General features: G+C 40.3%; 12 protein-coding genes. 6 read left to right on the top strand and 6 right to left on the bottom strand.

Annotation, left to right across the window (positions count from 1 at the left end):
- Nucleotides 1-134: 134 nt before the first annotated feature.
- The 6 genes from CDO33_RS18140 to CDO33_RS18115 all read right to left on the bottom strand — a co-directional run bounded on the left by CDO33_RS18140 (nt 135) and on the right by CDO33_RS18115 (nt 10,231).
- Nucleotides 135-797, bottom strand: coding sequence for an ATP-binding cassette domain-containing protein (locus tag CDO33_RS18140; protein ID WP_242973495.1), 663 nt, complete (start codon nt 795-797; stop codon nt 135-137).
- Nucleotides 798-838: 41 nt separating this feature from the next.
- Nucleotides 839-1,063, bottom strand: a complete 225-nt coding sequence (locus tag CDO33_RS18135) for an ABC transporter ATP-binding protein/permease (protein ID WP_103081678.1) — start codon at nt 1,061-1,063, stop codon at nt 839-841.
- A 41-nt stretch (nt 1,064-1,104) separates the two neighbouring features.
- Nucleotides 1,105-1,911, bottom strand: a complete 807-nt coding sequence (locus tag CDO33_RS18130; protein ID WP_103081679.1) for an ABC transporter ATP-binding protein — start codon at nt 1,909-1,911, stop codon at nt 1,105-1,107.
- 414 nt (nt 1,912-2,325) lie between these two features.
- Nucleotides 2,326-6,213: an RCC1 domain-containing protein gene (locus CDO33_RS18125; RefSeq protein WP_103081680.1), complete on the bottom strand. Its 3,888-nt coding sequence runs from the start codon at nt 6,211-6,213 to the stop codon at nt 2,326-2,328.
- 18 nt (nt 6,214-6,231) lie between these two features.
- Entirely contained in the window at nt 6,232-9,129 is a 2,898-nt protein-coding gene (locus tag CDO33_RS18120) for a PKD domain-containing protein (RefSeq protein ID WP_103081681.1), read from the bottom strand.
- 1 nt (nt 9,130) lies between these two features.
- Nucleotides 9,131-10,231 carry a copper amine oxidase N-terminal domain-containing protein gene (locus CDO33_RS18115; RefSeq protein WP_161496518.1) on the bottom strand — a complete coding sequence of 367 codons (1,101 nt, stop codon included), beginning with the start codon at nt 10,229-10,231 and terminating at the stop codon, nt 9,131-9,133.
- A 979-nt stretch (nt 10,232-11,210) separates the two neighbouring features.
- Here CDO33_RS18115 and CDO33_RS18110 point away from each other — a divergent pair.
- The 6 genes from CDO33_RS18110 (at nt 11,211) to CDO33_RS18085 (ending at nt 20,157) form a co-directional block, all read left to right on the top strand.
- A complete protein-coding gene (locus tag CDO33_RS18110) occupies nt 11,211-11,906 on the top strand; it encodes an ABC transporter ATP-binding protein (protein WP_103081683.1) in 696 nt (231 codons plus the stop codon).
- Between the two features lie 14 nt (nt 11,907-11,920).
- Entirely contained in the window at nt 11,921-14,326 is a 2,406-nt protein-coding gene (locus CDO33_RS18105) for a COG1361 S-layer family protein (protein WP_103081684.1), read from the top strand.
- A complete protein-coding gene (locus CDO33_RS18100) occupies nt 14,319-15,695 on the top strand; it encodes an ABC transporter permease (RefSeq protein ID WP_103081685.1) in 1,377 nt (458 codons plus the stop codon). Before CDO33_RS18105 ends, CDO33_RS18100 begins: the two co-directional genes overlap by 8 nt.
- Nucleotides 15,696-15,959: 264 nt before the next feature.
- Complete coding sequence (locus tag CDO33_RS18095; RefSeq protein WP_161496519.1) at nt 15,960-17,480, top strand: HD-GYP domain-containing protein; 1,521 nt, start codon at nt 15,960-15,962, stop codon at nt 17,478-17,480.
- Between the two features lie 648 nt (nt 17,481-18,128).
- Entirely contained in the window at nt 18,129-19,463 is a 1,335-nt protein-coding gene (glnA, locus tag CDO33_RS18090) for a type I glutamate--ammonia ligase (protein ID WP_103081687.1), read from the top strand.
- 106 nt (nt 19,464-19,569) lie between these two features.
- Entirely contained in the window at nt 19,570-20,157 is a 588-nt protein-coding gene (locus CDO33_RS18085) for an ANTAR domain-containing response regulator (RefSeq protein ID WP_103081688.1), read from the top strand.
- Nucleotides 20,158-20,554 lie beyond the last annotated feature (397 nt).

The following is a 20,554-nucleotide window of genomic DNA, read 5'->3' as shown; positions in this document are numbered from 1 at the left end:
ACGCAAACCAGGATGGCGACCCAGCTTGGTGGGGGATAACCAGCCCCCACCGAAGCGGGATATGAGGGAGATCGCTAAAGGCCGATTGTTGATATAAATAATTTTCTGTGCGTAGCTTTAAAGACACTTGAAGATTAACTTATCAATTTATCGGTGTAATATCCCGCTTGCATATTGAACAATTTCGCATATGTTTTTCCCATTTGCAATAGCTCTTTATGATTGCCGTACTCAACAATTTCTCCGTCAGCAAATACTGCAATCTTATCACAGAATCGTGTGCTCGATAACCTATGTGATATATAAATTGCGGTTTTGCCAGCTACAAGATCGTTGAAATTTTGATAGATCTCAAATTCTGCTTTTGGATCAAGGGCAGCAGTCGGCTCATCCAGTATTACAATCGGAGAATTTTTATATAAAGCTCTTGCCAGGGCAATCTTCTGACCTTCTCCGCCAGATGGCTCAAATCCATCACCTTCAAAGTTTTTAAATACATTGGTATGAATACCTTTAGGTAAGCTGGCAAGCTTATCTCCAAATCCGGCTTTTATTAATACTTTTTCTATGTCTTTATCTTCTGCCTTCTCGCTTTTGGATAGGGCCACATTTTCCTTTAAGGTGAATGAAAACAGCTTGAAGTCTTGAAACACTGTAGAAAAAAGCGCCATATACTGGTCATAATCAAGATCCTTTATATTAATTCCGTCTAAAAGTATTTCACCCTCGGTAGGATCATATATTCTGCAAAGCAGCTTAACAAAAGTTGTTTTGCCTGCTCCGTTTTCACCGACTATAGCGAGCTTTTGTCCTGCAGGTATCGTAAGACTAATATTTTTTAATGCATAACTTTCTGCCCGGCATATTTAAACGACACATTCCTGAACTCAATAGTGTGTTCGCCGGAAGGCACAGGGATTCTTGCATTATTCCTCATCTTAAAGGGAATGTTTAAGTACTGCTCCATAGCTTCATAATATTTTCTATACTGACTAACCTCAATAACACTACCCACTACGTCCCTCATTGCACCTGAGAAGGCAGTTACACCACCCACATACATCGAAAAATCGCCAATAGTAATTGCTTTATTTATCAGTTGTATTACGAGATAAATGTAGGCAAACCTTGCTGGAAAAAGAGCGTAAAAGCTCCGAAGGCTCCTGCCTTAATCCCTAGTTCATTGCTTCTTGCATATCCATCATTTACAGTTTTCGCAAATCTCCTCTCATGGTCTATAAGCCAGTCTCCCATACCATTCAGACGGATTTCCTTACCATATTCGAAGCCTTCCATTAGCTCACCGTAATACATTCCCCTGCGTTCGGCAGCAGTTAATTTAAGCGATATTTCTATCTGTTTTTTTCTAATAACTGATTCAACATAAGAGTTTGTAAAGACAAGGGCTATGAATAATAAAACAAGTATCGGGTTTAAGTTGGCGATAACTAAGACGATTCCAATTAGAGTAAACAGCTTCCCAATAATTTGAACTGCGATATCCAGCACATAGCTAAAGCCTTTCATATCTCCGAAAAGAAACTTTTTCGCCTTCTCTTTTATGTCTATATACTCGGAGCTTTCCAAGTCTGCGTAATCAGCATTGATCGTCTTTTGATGCATGAAAAGGCTAAATTCCGATGCGACCCTAAGTCGATAGGTAAATGAAGTCCAGGTCAGGTAGTTGGATACAATGTTACCTAATAGGTTATAACCTATTAAAATACCGATATATAAAAATATATAAGGTACTCTTCTAAAACCAACAAGTTCGTTAATAATATACCTGGGCATTACAATTGAAACGATGGGGATGAGAGAATTTATAATTTGATTTAAAACTAAATAAACGATGTATTTTTTCTCGCATTTCCAACCAAATTTAACGAAAAACCATAATCCTTTAAACATATATACCTCCAATTTATATGGCTATAAAAGCCTTTACGCTCATTGTCATAAAGTTTTTTTGACGGCAGTGATGCCCTGCCTGAGAAATAAAAAAAGACTGTAAAGAGCGCAACACAATTAGAGGTAGATGAAATGCTACCTTTAATACATGTTTAAAGTCTGGTTTCGCTCAATACAGTCTTATTGGTTGATAAATGGTTTATACATCGTTTTCAAACTCTCCTCATTTCAATATATCCATATTTTACAATATAAATGTGGCAATTTCTACTGTTTTTCGTAAAGTTTATTTTGCATATCAACTCACGATTGACTTAATCTTTGACGTCCAAAAAATGTAAGTACATCCTTTTGAATAGGGCTTGGGAGAAATGCATCCGTCCCTTGCAAACTTGTTATCATTCAACAACATCACTAATCTACCGGCTGGATGTATATTAAGTCGAAAATATTTCCGGTTATATCTATATCAGATATAGTATATACAACGGATTTCTCACCTTTGTAAGCCGTAACAGTCATAGAGTAGGGAGGCCTTAGCCGTCTGTCATCCCATGATTTTGTGCTGTTGGCCAGGGGTAATATGTATTCCCAATATATATGGCCGTCCTTTTGTGTATTGTCCAACGCAAATGTTTGTGGGAAATATACATAGTTTAGATCGTAATCCCTGTTATAGTCGTATACATTGCCATAAATATCGGTATACTGCATTGCCTCCAGTTCCGGGCTGAAACGTATTTCAACCCTGTCTGCATATCCTGAAGTGTAAACGTTTATTTTAACTCTTTCCAGGCTCAGAAACCTGTGGGGTTCATTTGTCATTCTTTTCCCAAACATATCCACCTGTCCGCGCCAATGGTTCCAATAGCCGGATATGGTTACACCAGTGATTTTTAAGCTTTCATATTTATAAGGGCCGAAAACCCTGTAGGTTGAATTACCGGCATTGTCAAAGGCTTCAACGTGCAGATAGAATTCACTGCTGTCGTCGGAAAGGGTGGTAGAAAAACTGCCTGCAGTTGCGATCAACCATCCGCTTGCCGGTTTTGCAGTTGTTGTAGTCCATTTATAGTTAGTTTGCTTTAGTCCACTGCCTCCTGTATCTGCAGCTGTCAATGTTACTGTAATAGGATCGTAACTCGTTAAGGTGGCAGGGTTGGCATTTACTACTGGTGCTATCTTATCTATATAATATGTTCCCGATGTTACTGTTCCTATATTGCCGGCATTATCCTGTATCTCTGCCTGTATTCTGTTGCTTCCCGTATCTTTTAGGACTATCATGCCATTGGTGTCACCAGTTATATAACCGCTCCAGGAGCCATAAGTACTGCCGTTATTAGTAGATACTCTGTATCTCCACTGTTTCACACCGCTGCCGCCTGTATCCGATGGATCAAAAGTTACACTTACATCCTTATTCGTCCAGGAGTGAGTATTGGGGTTAAACACTCCCGAAGGTGGAGTTTTATCTATGTTATATGGCCCTCTCATGCGGTAAAAGCTGTTTCCGACAGCATCGAACGCTTCCATGTGTAGATACCATGAGCCCTGTGTTGACTGCGTTACGTTAAAACTGCTGCTGGTGTTTTTTGTCCACCCGGATGTAGGCTTTACCGGTGATGTACTCCACATATAGTTCGTATATGCGTAATCACCGTTGATATCGCTGGCCGTTACGGTACAGGTTACATTAGTATTGCCCCAGTCCCTGCTTGTAGGTGATGCGTCTACCGTAGGCGGCTGGTTGGAGAGTTGTGTTTTAACAGCTAATACATACGGATCACTCCATGCCCCTTCCAGGTCCATAACCGACAATCTCACAAGATAAGTTTTGTTAGGAGGTAGCAATCCCGGCAATTTACCCGGTGTCCAGCCTGCGTCGGCAATATCTTTCCAGGCCCAATTCTCCTGCACTATTCCCTTGTCTGTCCTGCTTGTGTGGTCAAGGTCATAGGATGTGCTGACGGTAGATGTGATGTATTTGCCGCTGCCGTCAATTCCCGTAAAGTTGACATTAGCTTGGGCTATCGGCCTTCTGTGGGCATATATAGTCATTTTGGGTGTATCACCACTTTTCCTGTATGCTGAAAATATGATATTGTTTTTTGGATTATCCGTTGCCCGATATATAACATCGTATTTACCTACATTGGTAAAGGTTAACAGGGGAGTGCTTCTCCACTGCCCGGAAAAGGAAATTATACCATTGTTATTCTCAAACACAGTAGGATCATGAGTGTATTGCCACTCTCCGGTATATATCGGATCCTTCGAACCATCATCATAAAATGTTGAATATTCAACTTTATCCTCATTTACTACTACATACTGAGTTATTTTACTTTCTGGGTCTACATTTGCATATTTTGTATTAATATAGTTCAGCATGGTAGATAGCTGGCTTATATCGTATAATTTACCTTCCCTTACAGAGCTATTTACAAGGTGGCGTATTGACACCTCCTGTTTCCCTACATCGCTTATATAGTCAAAGGTTGATGCCGGCACAGCAGCATATATGGAAAAATCATTTCTACCAAGGTATTCGACAAATGAATTATTTAAAGTACCAAAGCTGTAGTATGAGCCAAACCCTCCGCTGTAGTTATTTCCGGTAGATTTGCTTATGCATAGCAAATACCTGTCTGAGCCTTTACGAAGCGTTTTTTCATATACTTTATTCACGCTTACACCATATACAGGCATAGTCGGACTAATACCTGTATTATTATTGATTAGTGTTTTTATGTACCGTAGTTTCCTTCCACTTAATGATTCATATACTCTATAGTAATCTATTAACACTGTTCCATCCTTTTTTAGATAAGCAGTGAGCGAAGGTTTTGAGTCAATGTAAACTATATCATTTAGAGGTGTACCAGGATAAAGCTCATAAGTCGTGAAATTATCATAATCTATACCCTGTTCACGAGTTTTTGTTATTTTAGATAATCCACTGCTATCCAGCTTCCATACCGTACCATCTGTTTTAACTATAACTGTATATATAGGGTCCTTATACTCATTGTATATGCAGGTTATTTGTGATATGGATTTACCATCTAGTCCAGGTATCTTCTTTGGATTGTAAACACAAAAAGCAGTTTTGGGATGATATATTTGATAAGGAGGATAGCTCAGATTCTCTATATAATAAAATTTACTTTCACCATCGCTAGGTACACCAAGTATCTCTGTATAATAGTTAGCTCCCCAGGCCCAGACAGTACCATCTTTTTTTATTGCAAATGCAGAATGTTTAAATCCAAATATTTTCTCTACATCTGTAAGCCCTGGTACCTGAACCATTTCTGTATCCCATGTATAGTACCCTTCCGCATCCCTATTATAGTTACTTGGCACGTTACCTAATGAATAACATATATTATCACCCTGCCCCCAAACAGTACCGTCTTCCTTAAGTGCTAAAATAAAATTCCCGGTGTTTACTATTTGCTTAATGTTACTATATCCTGGTAGTTTTTTAAATGAATAGTACACTGGATCACCTACGGGGCCAGTAAAATACAATGGACTATAACGAAGTTCACCATTATACCATACCGAACCGTCATTTTTAAGAGCCACGCCATACCAACCGTTAGGTATATAATCTTTAACGTCGCTGATATCTGTAAACAATCTAGGAGTAGTTATTGAATCCTCTCCATATTCAATAGGAAGAAGCGAAATAACATATGAACTATACCCCCAGCCATACATTTCTCCTGAATTTGTTACAGCAAAAAATGAACTGCCGGGAATATCTGCATATCTATTGTGATGATAATATCCACCATGATATGATCTCATTATTTTTATATCAGATAATACATCTATAGCAATATTCGGATTGTTAGTAGTTACTGTTAAGTCCTGTTTTATACCAGCATAACTTTCCACAAAGGAAGTATAGTTAGCATTAACATACTGTCCAATTGCCATAGGTGATTCAGATATTAATGCTTCTCCGGCATAAGCCTTATTAGTGCCATCTATTATATTGTACTGCATGTCCACATTATTCGCTGATAAACTATTTTTCAATGAATTTAGCTGTGATGCTAAATTTGTAAGATTGGTTCCTGTGTAATCCGTCAGTATAACTACATCAACCAGCTTCTTCTTAGCAAGACTAAAACCAACATTAGGTGCAGCATTATCTACTACCGTATTAATATCCTCTTTGCTCTTGAGAAAGTCTGTACTTTTTATTATCGCATCATCTGCAAATATATTTGTAGTGCAAAATACCAGTAATACTAATGCTAAAAATATGGATACTTTCTTTTTCATCCCCAAACTACTCCATTTTTATGGCACAAAGCCTTCTGTAACCTCTATTTCCACCTTATACCTACCTACAGTATCACTACAAAGGTATTCTATTACTTTGTTTTTTTCTATGTTGTCCTGCCCTGAAAGATCCTGGATTAAAGTCTTTGTATCGACCGAATCCGTGAAAACACCATTATTGTTTGCATCGTAAGTTACCCATATTTTACGGTTTGCCAAAAAATCTCCGTCCGGTGAATAACTGTTATCCGTGATTACCAGCTTAGCAAATAATGGTGTTGATGTAGTAACACGCTTAATATCCGGATTAGCAGAAAGAAATTCTGAGATTTTTGCCTCAGTAATCGGATTTACTCCAAAAAATTCGTTAATTCTGTCCAGACAACCATTATATGTATATCTGGACACTTCAAACATAACAGGAGTAGTACCGCTTTCATTTGTATGCTCCACACGGATAATTGTAGTTTCACACAGGGTACCATCTGCATTGTATAACCTTTCTGTAGGATATACAGAAGCATTGACAACAGGCGGCAGGTCCTCTTTAATTTCTAATCTGTAAGTTCTGCTTCCGGACAATCCGGCTGTATTATACACAGTTAGGTTTATGTCATATTCTCCGGCATCCTTGAAAACGATTTTATGCAATGGGCCTCCATCTGTGGAACCGGCACTGTATTTATTTCCAATAGGCATGCCATTGGCATCCAAAGAGGTCACTACCCATATATTATCAGTTGCTCCTGTATCACTTACAGGAGTTATACTCCACTCAGCTTTAGACCAGTCTATGGGATATTGAGGCGTTCCAATACTATGTGTTCCATCGATGTTTACTATTCTGTTTTCTTTAAATTTTCCGTTGGCGGTTATAAGAGCAACTGGAGATGGAGGCATTACTGTGATTGCTTTTTGCGCCTGTCCGGTAGCTCCGTCATCATCAGTAACAACCAACGTTACGTTATAAACTCCTATATATGGGAAAGTATAATAACCTGAGCTGCCACTAATGGCATTGGGTTTATCCTGTATCTCCCAGTAATAGTCAACTATCGTCCCATCAGGATCATACGAACCTGTACCGGATATGTTGACTAATTCACCTGCCTTAACATATGACGGCGATGTTATAACTGCTACTGGAGGCTCATTTACTTCCGGTGGGTCTGGATTCGGGTCTGGTGGTGGTACTCCTACTTTATATATTGTTATAGAACAATACTCAGTATTACTCTTTATAACTTTGCCATCCACTGTCGCCCAGGCAGATACAGCGAATTTCTGAGTATATCTGTCGGAATTTTTCAAAACTCCTGCCGGTATAGTAAAGTCACATATAGTATGGGCCGAAGCTCTAAGGTTAGTTGTAAATTCAACTTTCTGATATTGATCATCTTCACCCTGTGGCTCTTTTCTCAAATGCAACGTCCATTTTGATATCTTCGAAATATCTGATAAATTTTTGAGCACTCCTGTAACTCCGACTTCAACCGGTATCATTACATTTTTGTCAACATCTTCTTGAGATATCTTCTTATCCGGCTCTATTGACGGTGTTGCCTTAACATAAGGAGCTGCTCCCTCTTTATATAATTTTATGTAACAATATACCGGATCACTTTTTATAACTTTTCCATCTACTGTCGCCCAGGCAGATACAACAAACGGCTGCGTATAGCTGTCGGAGTTTTTTAGCAATCCTGCGGGTATTGTAAATTCACATGTAGCTGAGGCAGTATCTTTAAGGTTGGTTGTGTATTCAACTTTCTGATATTGGTCATCAGGGCCTTGCGGGTCTTTCCTCAAATGCAACGTCCATTTCGATATCCTCGAAATATCCGGGTAATCCATAAGCTTTCCAGTTACCCCTACATTAACTGGTATCGGCACGTTATTGTCAACGTCTTCCTGGGACACTATCTTATCCGGTTCTATATCTCCTGTTGCTATAACATACGCCTTGTTTGCATTTGGCTTTATTTCAAGCTCCATGGTCGTTGACGTTTCCGGATGTTCAGATTCTTTAAACTCATATTTATTCTTTCCCATGTTGTAATCAACATGAAGCTTTACCTCATACTTTCCTACCTTTAAATTCGGCAAGGGAGGTACAACCTTGTCAATCCCTTTTGTAACAAGGGTTGTCCAGGTAGAAGAGCCTTTCGTCCTGTACTGCCACGTGTAAAGTTTTTCTGTTGCATAGCTGGGAAACTTGGAATTGGCCCCGGATATGTCAATAGGCTCCCCCTCAGACACAGAAAGAGAAGATACCTCTACACCTTTATGAGTTATCTTTGCGGTTGGAGGAGCAATATCTTCTTTTGGAACGTCCACCGCAGGAATAAAGCAGTCCCTTATATAGTTTCCATCAAATGTGGTGGGGTCAAGCCATGCCCTGGCTTTCTTTAGTGCATCCAAATCGCCGGCATATAGGTCATATACCTTCCCTGTTGTGGTACCGTCATAATTTAAGCTGCCTTCCGGTACTCCATTGTTTTTTATAACGATAAGGGCATAGAGTTTAACGTGTTTATCTTTGGAAAAAAACTTTATAAAATCATCATGATCTCCATATGTAGCTTTGCAGCGGTCTAATACGTTGTTTGGATCAGTCGTGGACGCAATCGGGATTTCATATACATACTCAGTTTTATTCCCTGGAAGAGGAGTTGAGGATGTGTTTTTAAGCTTTAAACGCACAGCATATTTTTTCCCTGATTCTCCCGTAAAAGCAATAGTCCACCCTTCAACCGAATATGTAACCGGTGTGGTTGCATTAGTAGCTACTGTGGTTAATCTTATTGTCTGTGTATCCGGTGCATAGTCAATTTTCGCAGCGAACGATATATAAGGTATGCTCATAATAATTAATACTGTAATCAGCAATGTTGATATCGCTCTTTTATATTTCATATCATTTCACCTCAATAAAATCAGTGAGTTTATATAAAGAAGTGTAAGTTTCAGGGCTATGTTCCCACTTATCTTTGCCATAAGGGTCATATGCAACATAAGCAAATGCTATTTCTACATCCATGTAATACCATTTGTTAAGCTTCAAAGGCTTCATTTTATATTTAGCAAAATATTTGGGATCTACAGAAGTAAACATAATTTTGAGTCTACCTCTAACTCTTCTTTCCCCATCTTTAGAACAATATATCAAGGTTTTATCAGTTATGAATTCTGCTTTAGAAGCAATTTTATATGTTTTAATATCGTTAATCCTGTTTTGTATGTATTCACTTGTGCTCAGTTCTTTTTCCAATTCATATACATAAAAATCATTTCCGTTGGGCTGAAAATAAAATTTATAGCTGTTTATATATTTATCATCAATAGTTCTATAATCTACATTGTTTTCTACTTCCATAAAAGCCTTGATTAAATCGGCTTTCTTTTGTAAAGCTACAGGCCCATAAATGTTTATGTTTTCATTTTCCTTAGCCATCAATTCTGAGTTAGGCATATACCTGGAATTATCTTTATAGTAAGTCTGCAAATTATCTGGATATGCGTGCAGCTGTAAGAGTATATCTTCCCTTTCAGAAGGGGCAGGGCTGGCAATCCTTATGATGTTGTAACTATACCCAGTAAGCCATTTCACATCAAAGCCGAAGGCCTCCATGGCATACCTTATGGGTATATACGTCCTCTGGGTGTCAGGGTCTCCTACTGTTTTTCCGTCCATGCTCATTTTTACGCCATTCAGGTAATAATAATCCTTGCCTACAGGGAAGGATACCGTATTGCCGTTTAAAGTCGCTTCTGCCGATTTTGTTTTTTCATTGTATGTTACTGTCGCTCCGACCTTTTCGCACAGTTCCCGAAAGGGATAATAGTTTCTGCCCTGGTATGCATATATGGGCAGGGTAAGCTTCTGTTCAACACCGTTTATAAACACCTTGATCGGTTTAGCCGGTTTGGTGTATCCGGGTATGGCAGCAAACCCTTGGCCTGCTGCCGAAAGTACAAATACTATTGTTAACAGTATGCTTATAAATCTCTTTTTCATTAAAACCATCCTTTCAAAGTTTATAAAATATGATGTTTAAATTAATTACTTGGATCAAAGCATTGTTTTCATTTACCGCCAATAACACGCTTTTTCTTTGCTCATTTCACGTCTGTGAGCTGTTAAAATTTAAAGATTAGCCTTGCACAATAATCCGCACCCGTTGATGTATGCGGGTTATATGCACACAAAACTTGATTATCGAAGAACATAGAAATTTCATCACTTTTAAGACTTAGCCGTCCCACACCGTCGATAATTTACAATGAAAGAACAGAAGCCTTGCGGTTTTCTGAACTGTATTATTGAATTACTGCTGAAGCTTCATACTCCACAGGCTTCGCATGGGTTAGAATTCTGATTCTGTTGGCTGGCCGGGTTTATTAAGAATGTACTGATTCAAGCATCCCTTAACCCTACCATGGACATCATCTAAAGAGCTTAAAAGCTTATTGATATTGAACTGCCAATGGAATATTGAGCGATAACATTTTACCATATTTGGCTAATTAATGCAATAAAATCTGATACAAAAAATGTGCTTTTATGGTTATTTTCTACATTTTTATACACTCAATATTTATTGCCAACAAGCCATACCTAATTCTACTTTGTTGTTGTGTCAGATCATGAAATAAATTGCCGGCAGGATTGCTACATCCGAAAGCGGTAAATTAGTCTATAAATTGACAGCCATGCCCCTGCAGCTTCAAAAGAATGATTTATGCGTTGCCAGAAGAAGTTGAAGGATCGTCAAAACTATTGCTTTTAAGTGCAGCAATTCAATGCTAAGTTAATTTTCTAGCACAGTGAGTTAAGCCATTATCTTTAAAGCTTGGGTTGTGTTATAACTGAAAAAATATATATTGCTCCATGATGATGGAACTTTTTTCTTAGGCCATACGTCCAACAATATTGGCAATATTTTCATTATCTACCGATATTAATAACAAAATGGGGGAACGGAGGGCTAGAGAATTTGGGAAATATCATTGAGATAAGCGGAGTAAGGAAGGTGTACAGGATAGGCAATGAGAAGGTTGTAGCTCTCGACAATATAGATCTTGCCATAGAAGAAGGCGAGTTCTGCTGCATTCTTGGAACATCAGGCTCAGGAAAATCAACTTTGCTGAATCTAATGGCAGGGCTTGAGAAGCCTACTCGTGGGCATATAAAAATAAATGGCACCTATATTGAAAAGCTGAATGAGAAAAAGCTTGCTCTATTCCGGCAGAACAACATAGGCTTTGTGTTTCAGTCATATAATCTGCTTCCCACACTGAATGCTGTCGAGAACGTGAGCTTGCCTCTTACGTTCAAAGGGGTACCTAAGCATATACGGGATAAGAAGGCCAAAGCCATGCTTGAAGCCGTAGGCCTGGGAACTCATTTGAAGCACAAACCATCGCAAATGAGCGGAGGTCAGCAGCAGAGGGTCGGCATTGCCAGAGCCTTTATAAGCAATCCCGCTATAGTGTTTGCCGATGAACCTACGGGAAACCTTGATTCCAAAACCACCAAAGAGGTTATGAACCTTATAACATCGATTGCAAGAGAACATAACCAGACATTGATAATTGTAAGCCATGACATCAGCATTGCTTCATATGCCGACAGGATCGTCCATATAATGGACGGCAATATCCAGAAGATAGAAGCAGTGCAAAAAAACTAAGGGGGACTTGAACAATGAAGAAATTCTTATCAATTTTACTAGCTGTTTTACTGATTGTATCTGCAAGTGGTATAGCCTTTGCAGATATACAAATTATTCCTGTTCCTGAGAATTCGTTTAAACCATTGCTCAACATAGTCAGCGGAACAAAAATACCGGAGTTAAAAGCAGGGGGCAAGGTTACCCTGAAGCTGCCCATAAAGAACAACAGCCCGCATAACGCCAAGGATGTGGTGATAGCTCTTAGCGCCGCCGAAGGCTCGAGCTTTCCTTTTGTTATTGATAAACTCAACACATCGGTAAAAGTCGATAAAATCGAGTCCTATACAACATATGATGCGGTCTTTGAACTGGAGCTGGATGAGTTTGTGAAGCCGGGTCAATATATATTGAAGGTTGATTACAGCTATTCAAATACATTAAACAACTCATTCAATTCTTCAGAAATAATAGCCGTGAACATTGTAAATGAGAATACTCCGCCCAAGCTGACGGTAAACAGAGTGGGGCTCAGCAAAGATTATGTGCTGCCGGGAGAAAGCATAAACGTCACCTTCAGGATCAAGAACCTGGGTACACTTACAGCAAAAGATATCAAGCTCACAGTGCAGGGATTAAGGGGTGATGGCTTCACTGCCGAAGGACTTACCGACGTCAAGCACATAAACGAGCTGGAAGGCAATAAGGAGACCACCGTTACCTACAGGCTTAATGCTTCAAAGAGCATATCCGAAGGAAACCACTCATTAAATGTGAATATCGACTACAAGGACAGCAAGGGAACCACCTACACGGAATCAAGCCAGTTTTTCGTCCCTGTAGGAAAGGTTTATGAGGGTAAACCCAGTTTAAAGATGGAAAATATCAGTTATCCCGAGGAAACACTAAGACCCGGCAGTGATTTTAATATAGCCTTGGATATTGTTAATACCGGGGATGCTGCTGCATATAACATAAAAGTGTCGCTGGTAACCGGATCGGAAATCATAAATAAGTCTTTAAACACTGTTTTGATAGACACCCTTGATAAGGGTAAGTCCCAAAGGGTGAATTTCAAAATGAATGTTATACCCGATGCCATCACCAAGAACTATCCCATAGGCATCAATGTCGAGTATGATATGGGTCAGGGAGACAAGGCAGTCAAAAATTCCTTGTCCCAATATGTAGGGGTATATGTGGAAGAACATAAAGGCAAGTCAAATATAAAGATGGATAACATTGAGTACCCCAGGGATACCTTGAGCCCTGGCAGCAATTTCAATATAGGCTTGGATGTTGTTAATGCCGGGGACACCGATGCGTATAACATAAAAGTGTCGCTGATAACCGGACCGGAGATCATAAACAAGTCTTTGAACACTGTTTTGATAGATACCCTTGAGAAAGGCAAGTCCCAAAGGGTGGATTTCAAAATGAATGTGCTATCCGAAGCTGCAACCAAGAACTATCCCATAGGCATCACTGTCGAGTATGAAACGGGTCAGGGAAGCAAAGCAGAGAAAAATTCTTTGACGCAGTATGTAGGTGTGTATGTAGAAAAAGATGAAGAGAAAAAGACTGTTCCGAAAATAATTGTTGACAGTTACAGCTTTGAACCTTCAGAAATAGTAGCAGGTGAGGATTTTAAACTCAACATGTCCTTTTTCAATACTAACAGAACTGAACCTGTAAGCAATATAAAAGTTACAGTTTCATCGGATGATGGCACTTTTAATCCCGTGAACAGCAGCACCACCTTCTATATAGAAAATATCGACCCCAAAGGCAGCGTAAGTAAGGAAATGATACTGAATGCCAAGCCTGATGCGGCACCCAAGACCTATAACTTAAGCGTCAACATGGAGTATGAAGACAGCAAGGGGAACCAGTATACGGCGAAGGATACGATAGGTGTGATTGTACAGCAGGTTCCCAAGCTGGTAGCCGGGGAAGTGGAGATGTCTCCGGAGGCCTTTGTCGGACAGCCGACTCCGGTATATGTTGAATTTTACAACATGGGCAAGTCGACTCTATACAACCTGATGGTTACTGCCGAAGGTGATTTCCAGGTTCAGGGCTCAGGATATTATGTAGGTAACTTTGAGCCGGGAAAAAGCGATAGCTTTGATGTTACCGTGCTGCCCAACGCACCGGGAGCAGTAACGGGAAGTATCGTTTTCAAATTTGAGGATTCTTCCGGGAAACCGATGGAGGTTAGAAAAGAATTTTCGATGAATGTAATGGAGATGCCGACGTTTGATGATCCGGGAATTATGATTCCCGGAAATGAAATACCGGAGCAAAAGAGCAAGACCGACATAAAAAAGATAGCACTCATTGCCGGTAGTGCGGTGATGGGGGTAATCGTGCTGGTTATAGTAGTAATAGTAACGCGCAGGAAAATAAAAGCCAGAAAGGAATTGATGCTGGATGAATAGTATTGACCTAATAAGGATGGGCTTCAGGAACCTGCATAGAAGAAAGATGAGAACATTCCTTACGGTGCTGGGCGTTATTATAGGAACGGCTGCTATCGTGGTGATGATGTCCCTGGGTATTGGCATGAATGAAAACTTTGAAAGAGAGCTGCGCAGAATGGGAAGCCTCAATATCATCGATGTCAACCGGTACTATGTACCTGAAAACTCAAAGGGAGCGGTGGAACAGGCTACCCTGGATGATAAGGCTATTGCCAAGATGGCGAAGATAGAAGGCGTTGAAGCGGTTACTCCCGTTGTTGAGGTATTTCTTAAGCTGGTATCCGGCAAATATGTAGGATATGGGCAGATAAAAGGCATAGATGCCAGAACGATGGAGGCGTTTGATTTTAAAGTTGAACAGGGAAGGCTCCTCGAGGAGAACGACGGTCTGGCGGCGGTTTTTGGATACAATGTTCCCTATAATTTCTATAATCCCAAGGCAAGGGGAGGTTGGTATTTTGGAGGAGCTGATCGAACTGCCCTTGTAGATCCGATGACCGATAAAATATCCCTGACCTTTGATACGAGCTATGGGGAAAGGCGTCCTGCAGGAATCGGCTCCGAAGGTTCCAACCAGAAGCAGGCAAAACTATATAAGCTGCAGGTGGTAGGCCTCCTTACCCAGTCAAATGATGAAAAGGACTACAGCGTCTATATGGATATAAATCAGCTTAAAAAACTGGTGAGGGAAGCTCAAAGAGCCAACAAATCAGGGCAGAGGGAAATGGGTTATTATGTTCCGGACCTGGAACAGGGATATGAAAGGGTAATGGTAAAGGTGAAGAACATAAATGATGTCGATAAGGTACAGGAGCAAATCAAAAATATGGGCTTCGGAACTTACAGCCTTTCGGATATAAGAAAATCCTACCAGAAGCAGGCCGGCACAACCCAGGCAATATTAGGCGGCATCGGAGCGATATCCTTGCTGGTGGCTGCCCTTGGCATTTCAAACACCATGGTCATGTCGATATATGAGAGGACAAGGGAGATAGGCATAATGAAGGTGCTGGGCTGCCTTATCAGGGATATAAAAAGGTTATTCCTGTTTGAAGCGGGAATGATAGGGCTTCTGGGAGGTATAACCGGAATTGTGTTAAGCTATGGGGCGTCGTTCCTGCTCAACTATTTTGGAGGCAACTTCATGGGCAACTTAGGATATTATATGGGAATGTACGGAGAGGAAAAAGTCAAAATATCGATTATTCCGATATGGCTTGCACTGGCATCAATAGGATTTGCGACGGTGATCGGGCTGGTGTGCGGGCTGTATCCTGCCAGAAGGGCAATGAAGCTGAGCGCCCTGGAGGCTATAAAAACTGAGTAGGACAAATTTGCTTGTGTTTTCTCCATTTATCATCAGAACATGCAACTATCTTTTTAACTCGGAACTTATGCTTAGAAAATACTAGCTCAATGAGTTAAATTAATATTATTTTAAGTAGCAGAATACCGATAAATAATGATAGAATGCTTAATAAACATAAAGAACCGGCGTCGGGGTATATTGGGCAAAATCAGCCTGTACTCCGGAATTTGCCGGTCTTTATTGATTAATATTATGTAAACGGATTAAATGGGGGAAGCTTCTTTGGTTAGCGATATGGAACGCACATCAGCTTTAGTGAAGAAAAAAGCAGTACTCATATTCGGTATAATCATAACCGCCGCTATTTGCCTTGCTGCTATTATGATAGTATTGATCGGTGGTGGGAAGGCGGATGTGTATATGGATGTACCCCGCAGCCTAATAGTCTGTCTTGCTGCGGCATCTGTTTTACTAGTGGTTATCGCAGGGGCGATGCTCCTTAAATTATGCAGGCAAATAATTAACCTGTGGAATGCTGTTTTTGAAAGCATTTCATCGGTTGCTGCGCAGAAGGAAATCAATACTCTTCCAAAGAAAAAGGAACCAAACCCTGCAATATTGGTGGAAAGCAGTGATACCAGCAAGCTGGACAAGCTTATTTCCCTCATAAGCAATATCAACCGCAGCCATTCCTTTGAAGAAGTTCTAAAATACATATACTCTGCTTTTAAAGCCTTTGTCCCCTATGAATATATAGGAATTGCTCTGATAAAGGAAGATGGTAAAACCTTGGAAGCGGCTTATGGCATATCCGACGGCACTATAAAGGGACTTCCGGAGGGTTTGCTAGGCAGAAAGGTGGATATACATAAAACCAGTCTCGGAAAGGTGGTTGAGACTGGGAATGCGAGGATTATCAACGATCTTGAAAAGTATACATACGGTAAACCTATTAAGGAATATAATTCTATTATCATGAGTGCCGGAATCTGCTCATCCATTACTCTGCCCCTTGTAATAGGGACCAAGCCGGTGGGAATAATATTTTTCTCCAGCACCCGCAAAAATGCTTATACGGAGGAACATGCGGCTTTTCTGGAAACAGTCGCCAGCAGTATAGCCATTAGCTTTGAAAAGAATATTTTTGTCGATGACCTGCTATATAGCAGCGTTCTGGCATTGGCAAAGCTGGCCGAAGCGAGGGACGAGGATACCGGTGAGCACATGGAACGAATGAGAGTCTATGCCAGAGAAATTGCAATTCTTTTGCATCAGGACGAAGAGTATAGCAATGAAATCTCACCAGGGTTCATAAAAAATATTGAAAGATTCAGCCCAATGCATGATATTGGCAAGGTAGGCATAAGGGACGGCATTCTTTTGAAGCCTGGGAAGCTGACGGATGAAGAGCTTGAAGAGATGAAGCATCATACTGTATATGGGGCGGAAGTGTTAAGAGCTGCCGACCAGCATATGGCCAGGAATGGGAACAGCCTCTTTAAGCCAGGCATAGAAATCGCAGAAAGCCATCATGAAAAATGGGATGGCACAGGATATCCTTATGGCAAAAAAGGTGAGGAGATACCTTTGAGTGCGAGAATTGTCGCCGTAGCGGATGTGTTTGATGCCCTCACAAGCAAAAGGCCATATAAGGAAGCATATTCTTTTGATGAAGCCTTTGAAATGATTCTAAATGAAAGCGGAAAGCACTTTGATCCGGGGATAATACGGGTTTTTGGCAAAAACCGGGAGAGGATTCACAGCATCTACAAAAGCTTTTTAACGGCAGGAAAATTCCCATGAATCTTTTGGGTCATCTACGTGAAAGCACTTGACAGCATCAATACCCAAAATTGTTGCTGCTTCCTGTGGTTATGTTCCGATGACTGCTGCAAGCTGATGAAAATATAATTTCAAGGGAGTTTCATATAATGGATCTGAATATGTTCTAAGGTGGACGATGGGCATAGGATTGTGTTTGAAGCTTGACCGTAAAAAGGTTTGAAAGTGATGAAGGAAGTAGTGTCAATAAAGAACGGAAAAGACAAATTCAAACCATGAATTAATAATAAATTTGCAAGTTTGCATTTAAGAACTTGCAAATTTATTATTTTTTTATTGATAAAATATTGAATATGAGAAATCTATATGCTATAATAACTAATAGAAAATGCATTTGCTTTTATTGGAAAAACGGTATATCGCTTGTAAAATGCGACGGGAAGGACTCAATGGAGAGTGAAGATTCTCTTTGTTGACGTCTTTTTTTTATATAACTCCAATGGAGCGTTTGTGACTATTAACATTTTATGCAAGAAGAGAAGTAAAAAAATGCATATGAAAAAGCTTCATGGGAACTATATTCTGGATAAGACAATTGCAATGGTCAAAGGTTCTGACCATTACCACGATGCATCATAAACTGTATTATTTTGTGAAGGAGTGAATTATATGAATAGGTATGATAAGGAAGATATCAAGAGGATTGTAAAGGAGCAGGATGTTAAGTTTATACGTCTTCAGTTTACCGACATATTGGGAACATTAAAAAACGTTGCCATCACAGCTGATCAGCTGGATAAGGCTCTGGACAACAAGTGCATGTTTGACGGCTCTTCCATTGAGGGATTTGTAAGGATAGAGGAATCAGATATGTATCTGAGGCCGGATTTAAGCACTTTCGCCATATTCCCATGGAGGCCGCAGAATGGTAAAGTGGCAAGACTTATTTGTGATGTATATAATCCTGATGGGACCCCGTTTGAAGGAGACCCCAGGTATGTGCTGCGCAGGGCATTAAAGAAAGCTCACGATATGGGATATGATGCTTTCAATGTCGGACCGGAATGCGAGTTCTTCCTGTTTTTGACCGACGGAGAAGGCAAGCCCACCACAAAGACCCATGACTCCGGGGGATATTTTGATCTTGGTCCGGTGGATCTCGGTGAAAATGCCAGAAGGGAAATGTGCCTTGTTTTGGAAGAAATGGGCTTTGAAATCGAAGCTTCCCATCATGAAGTTGCTCCCGGACAGCATGAGATAGATTTCAAATATGCCGACGCCCTGCATACTGCTGATAATATAATGACTTTCAAACTGGTGGTGAAAACCATCGCTCAGAGAAGCGGACTGCATGCGACTTTTATGCCCAAACCCATATTTGGAATCAATGGTTCGGGAATGCATACCAATGTTTCGCTTTTCAAAAATGGAACCAATTCTTTTTATGATGAAAGGGATCCCCGTCAGCTCAGCCAGGAGGCATACTGGTTTATAGGCGGAGTTATGAAAAACATGAGGTCTATTACGGCTATAACAAATCCGTTGGTAAATTCATACAAACGCCTTGTTCCTGGATATGAAGCGCCGGTGTATATAGCATGGTCTACCAGGAACAGAAGCCCGCTGATCAGGATTCCTGAAGCAAGAGGAGCATCTACAAGGATTGAGTTGAGATGTCCTGATCCTGCATGCAACCCATACCTTGCCATAGCAGCAATTTTGAGTGCTGGTTTGGATGGTATAAAAAATAAAATCCAGCCTCCACCGTCAGCGGATAAAAATATCTTTGCCATGACTGAAGAACAGAGAACTCAAGAGGGTATTGCTTCTCTTCCGGCCAATCTGAAAGAAGCTATTGATGAAATGGCAAAAAGTGAGTTTGTAAGAGAAGTGCTGGGAGACCATATTTTCAAAAAATATATCGAAGCCAAGATCAATGAATGGAATGACTATGCAACAAAAGTAAACAGCTGGGAACTGGAAAGATATCTCTCCAAATATTGATCTATTTCTGTTGCTTATGCTTCGATGTGCAGTTCTTTTATCATGACCAATAGATTGTCCGCTTAAGAAATATGCTGGCTCAAATTGCTTGACGGGGAGGGATTGTATGGAGGCGGCGAGGATACTGGTGGCCATGGGCAGTGAAACCTCAGACGGCAAGATGAGGGATTTGCTTGCAGCAAACGGTTATACCGTTATCGGTCATGCTACGGACGGAAACGATTGCCTGCGCAAGATAAAATCATTAAGGCCTGATCTTGCCGTACTTGATTATGACCTGCCAGCTCTTAACGGCTATGAAGTTTCAAAAATAGCCGCTGAAGATAAATTATGCGATATTATCCTTATAGTAGGAAGGCGTCAGAAGGACGCTGCGTTCTTTGGAGATTTTAGCGAAGAAATCACAGTTTTGGTGAAGCCTCTGAACCGTGAGAGTTTTTTAAATATAGTTGATGTCATCATAAGAAACCGGCAGAGAATAATGAATCTGGAAAAACAGATAGAGGAGCTAAAGATAAGCCTGGAAACTCGAAAAGAGATTGAAAAAGCAAAAGGCCTTCTTATGGAGCACCTGGGGCTTACGGAAGAAAAAGCTTTCCGGAGAATGCAAAAGCAAAGCATGGACAAAGGCATACCCATGCGTGAAATTGCGAGGAGTGTAATACGCATTTATGGCAGTGCCAAGCAAACATAAAACATTAACTTATGTAAAGCAGATAAAATCTATTAAATGCAGCAATACATGTAATAGGAAAAAACAAGGCGTGACGCATGCACAAGCGTTATGCCTTTTTATTCAACATCCAAGGAATTCCATTATATTGAAAATTCTCCCATACTCTTATGGTGTTTCCTGGAGGACGATCATCGGAAGGCTTTCTTTATAAAAGCACTTCAACTGCTGGCTGCAAGACGCAATCAGATTGTGAAAATAAAATGTAAGCAATATATAAAAGGCTATCCATGCCATCACTTTAACTCAGAACTTATATTTAGACAATGCCGGCACAACCCCTCATGTTTGCATAACGTAGCCAATAATGAAAATAACATTACTATTTTCATGTCAATGAGTTGAATTCTAAACATAT

This window comes from Clostridium thermosuccinogenes (assembly GCF_002896855.1).
GTDB lineage: Bacteria > Bacillota > Clostridia > Acetivibrionales > DSM-5807 > Pseudoclostridium > Pseudoclostridium thermosuccinogenes.
This window is presented reverse-complemented; position numbering and strand designations above follow the sequence as displayed.

Bases quoted from the DNA above. Each gene is read 5' to 3' on its own strand.
- CDO33_RS18135 (WP_103081678.1), bottom strand. From the start codon at position 1,063: ATGTATGTGGGTGGTGTAACTGCCTTCTCAGGTGCAATGAGGGACGTA.
- CDO33_RS18130 (WP_103081679.1), bottom strand. From the start codon at position 1,911: ATGTTTAAAGGATTATGGTTTTTCGTTAAATTTGGTTGGAAATGCGAG.
- CDO33_RS18125 (WP_103081680.1), bottom strand. From the start codon at position 6,213: ATGAAAAAGAAAGTATCCATATTTTTAGCATTAGTATTACTGGTATTT.
- CDO33_RS18120 (WP_103081681.1), bottom strand. From the start codon at position 9,129: ATGAAATATAAAAGAGCGATATCAACATTGCTGATTACAGTATTAATT.
- CDO33_RS18115 (WP_161496518.1), bottom strand. From the start codon at position 10,231: ATGAAAAAGAGATTTATAAGCATACTGTTAACAATAGTATTTGTACTT.
- CDO33_RS18105 (WP_103081684.1), top strand. From the start codon at position 11,921: ATGAAGAAATTCTTATCAATTTTACTAGCTGTTTTACTGATTGTATCT.
- CDO33_RS18100 (WP_103081685.1), top strand. From the start codon at position 14,319: ATGAATAGTATTGACCTAATAAGGATGGGCTTCAGGAACCTGCATAGA.
- glnA (WP_103081687.1), top strand. From the start codon at position 18,129: ATGAATAGGTATGATAAGGAAGATATCAAGAGGATTGTAAAGGAGCAG.
- CDO33_RS18085 (WP_103081688.1), top strand. From the start codon at position 19,570: ATGGAGGCGGCGAGGATACTGGTGGCCATGGGCAGTGAAACCTCAGAC.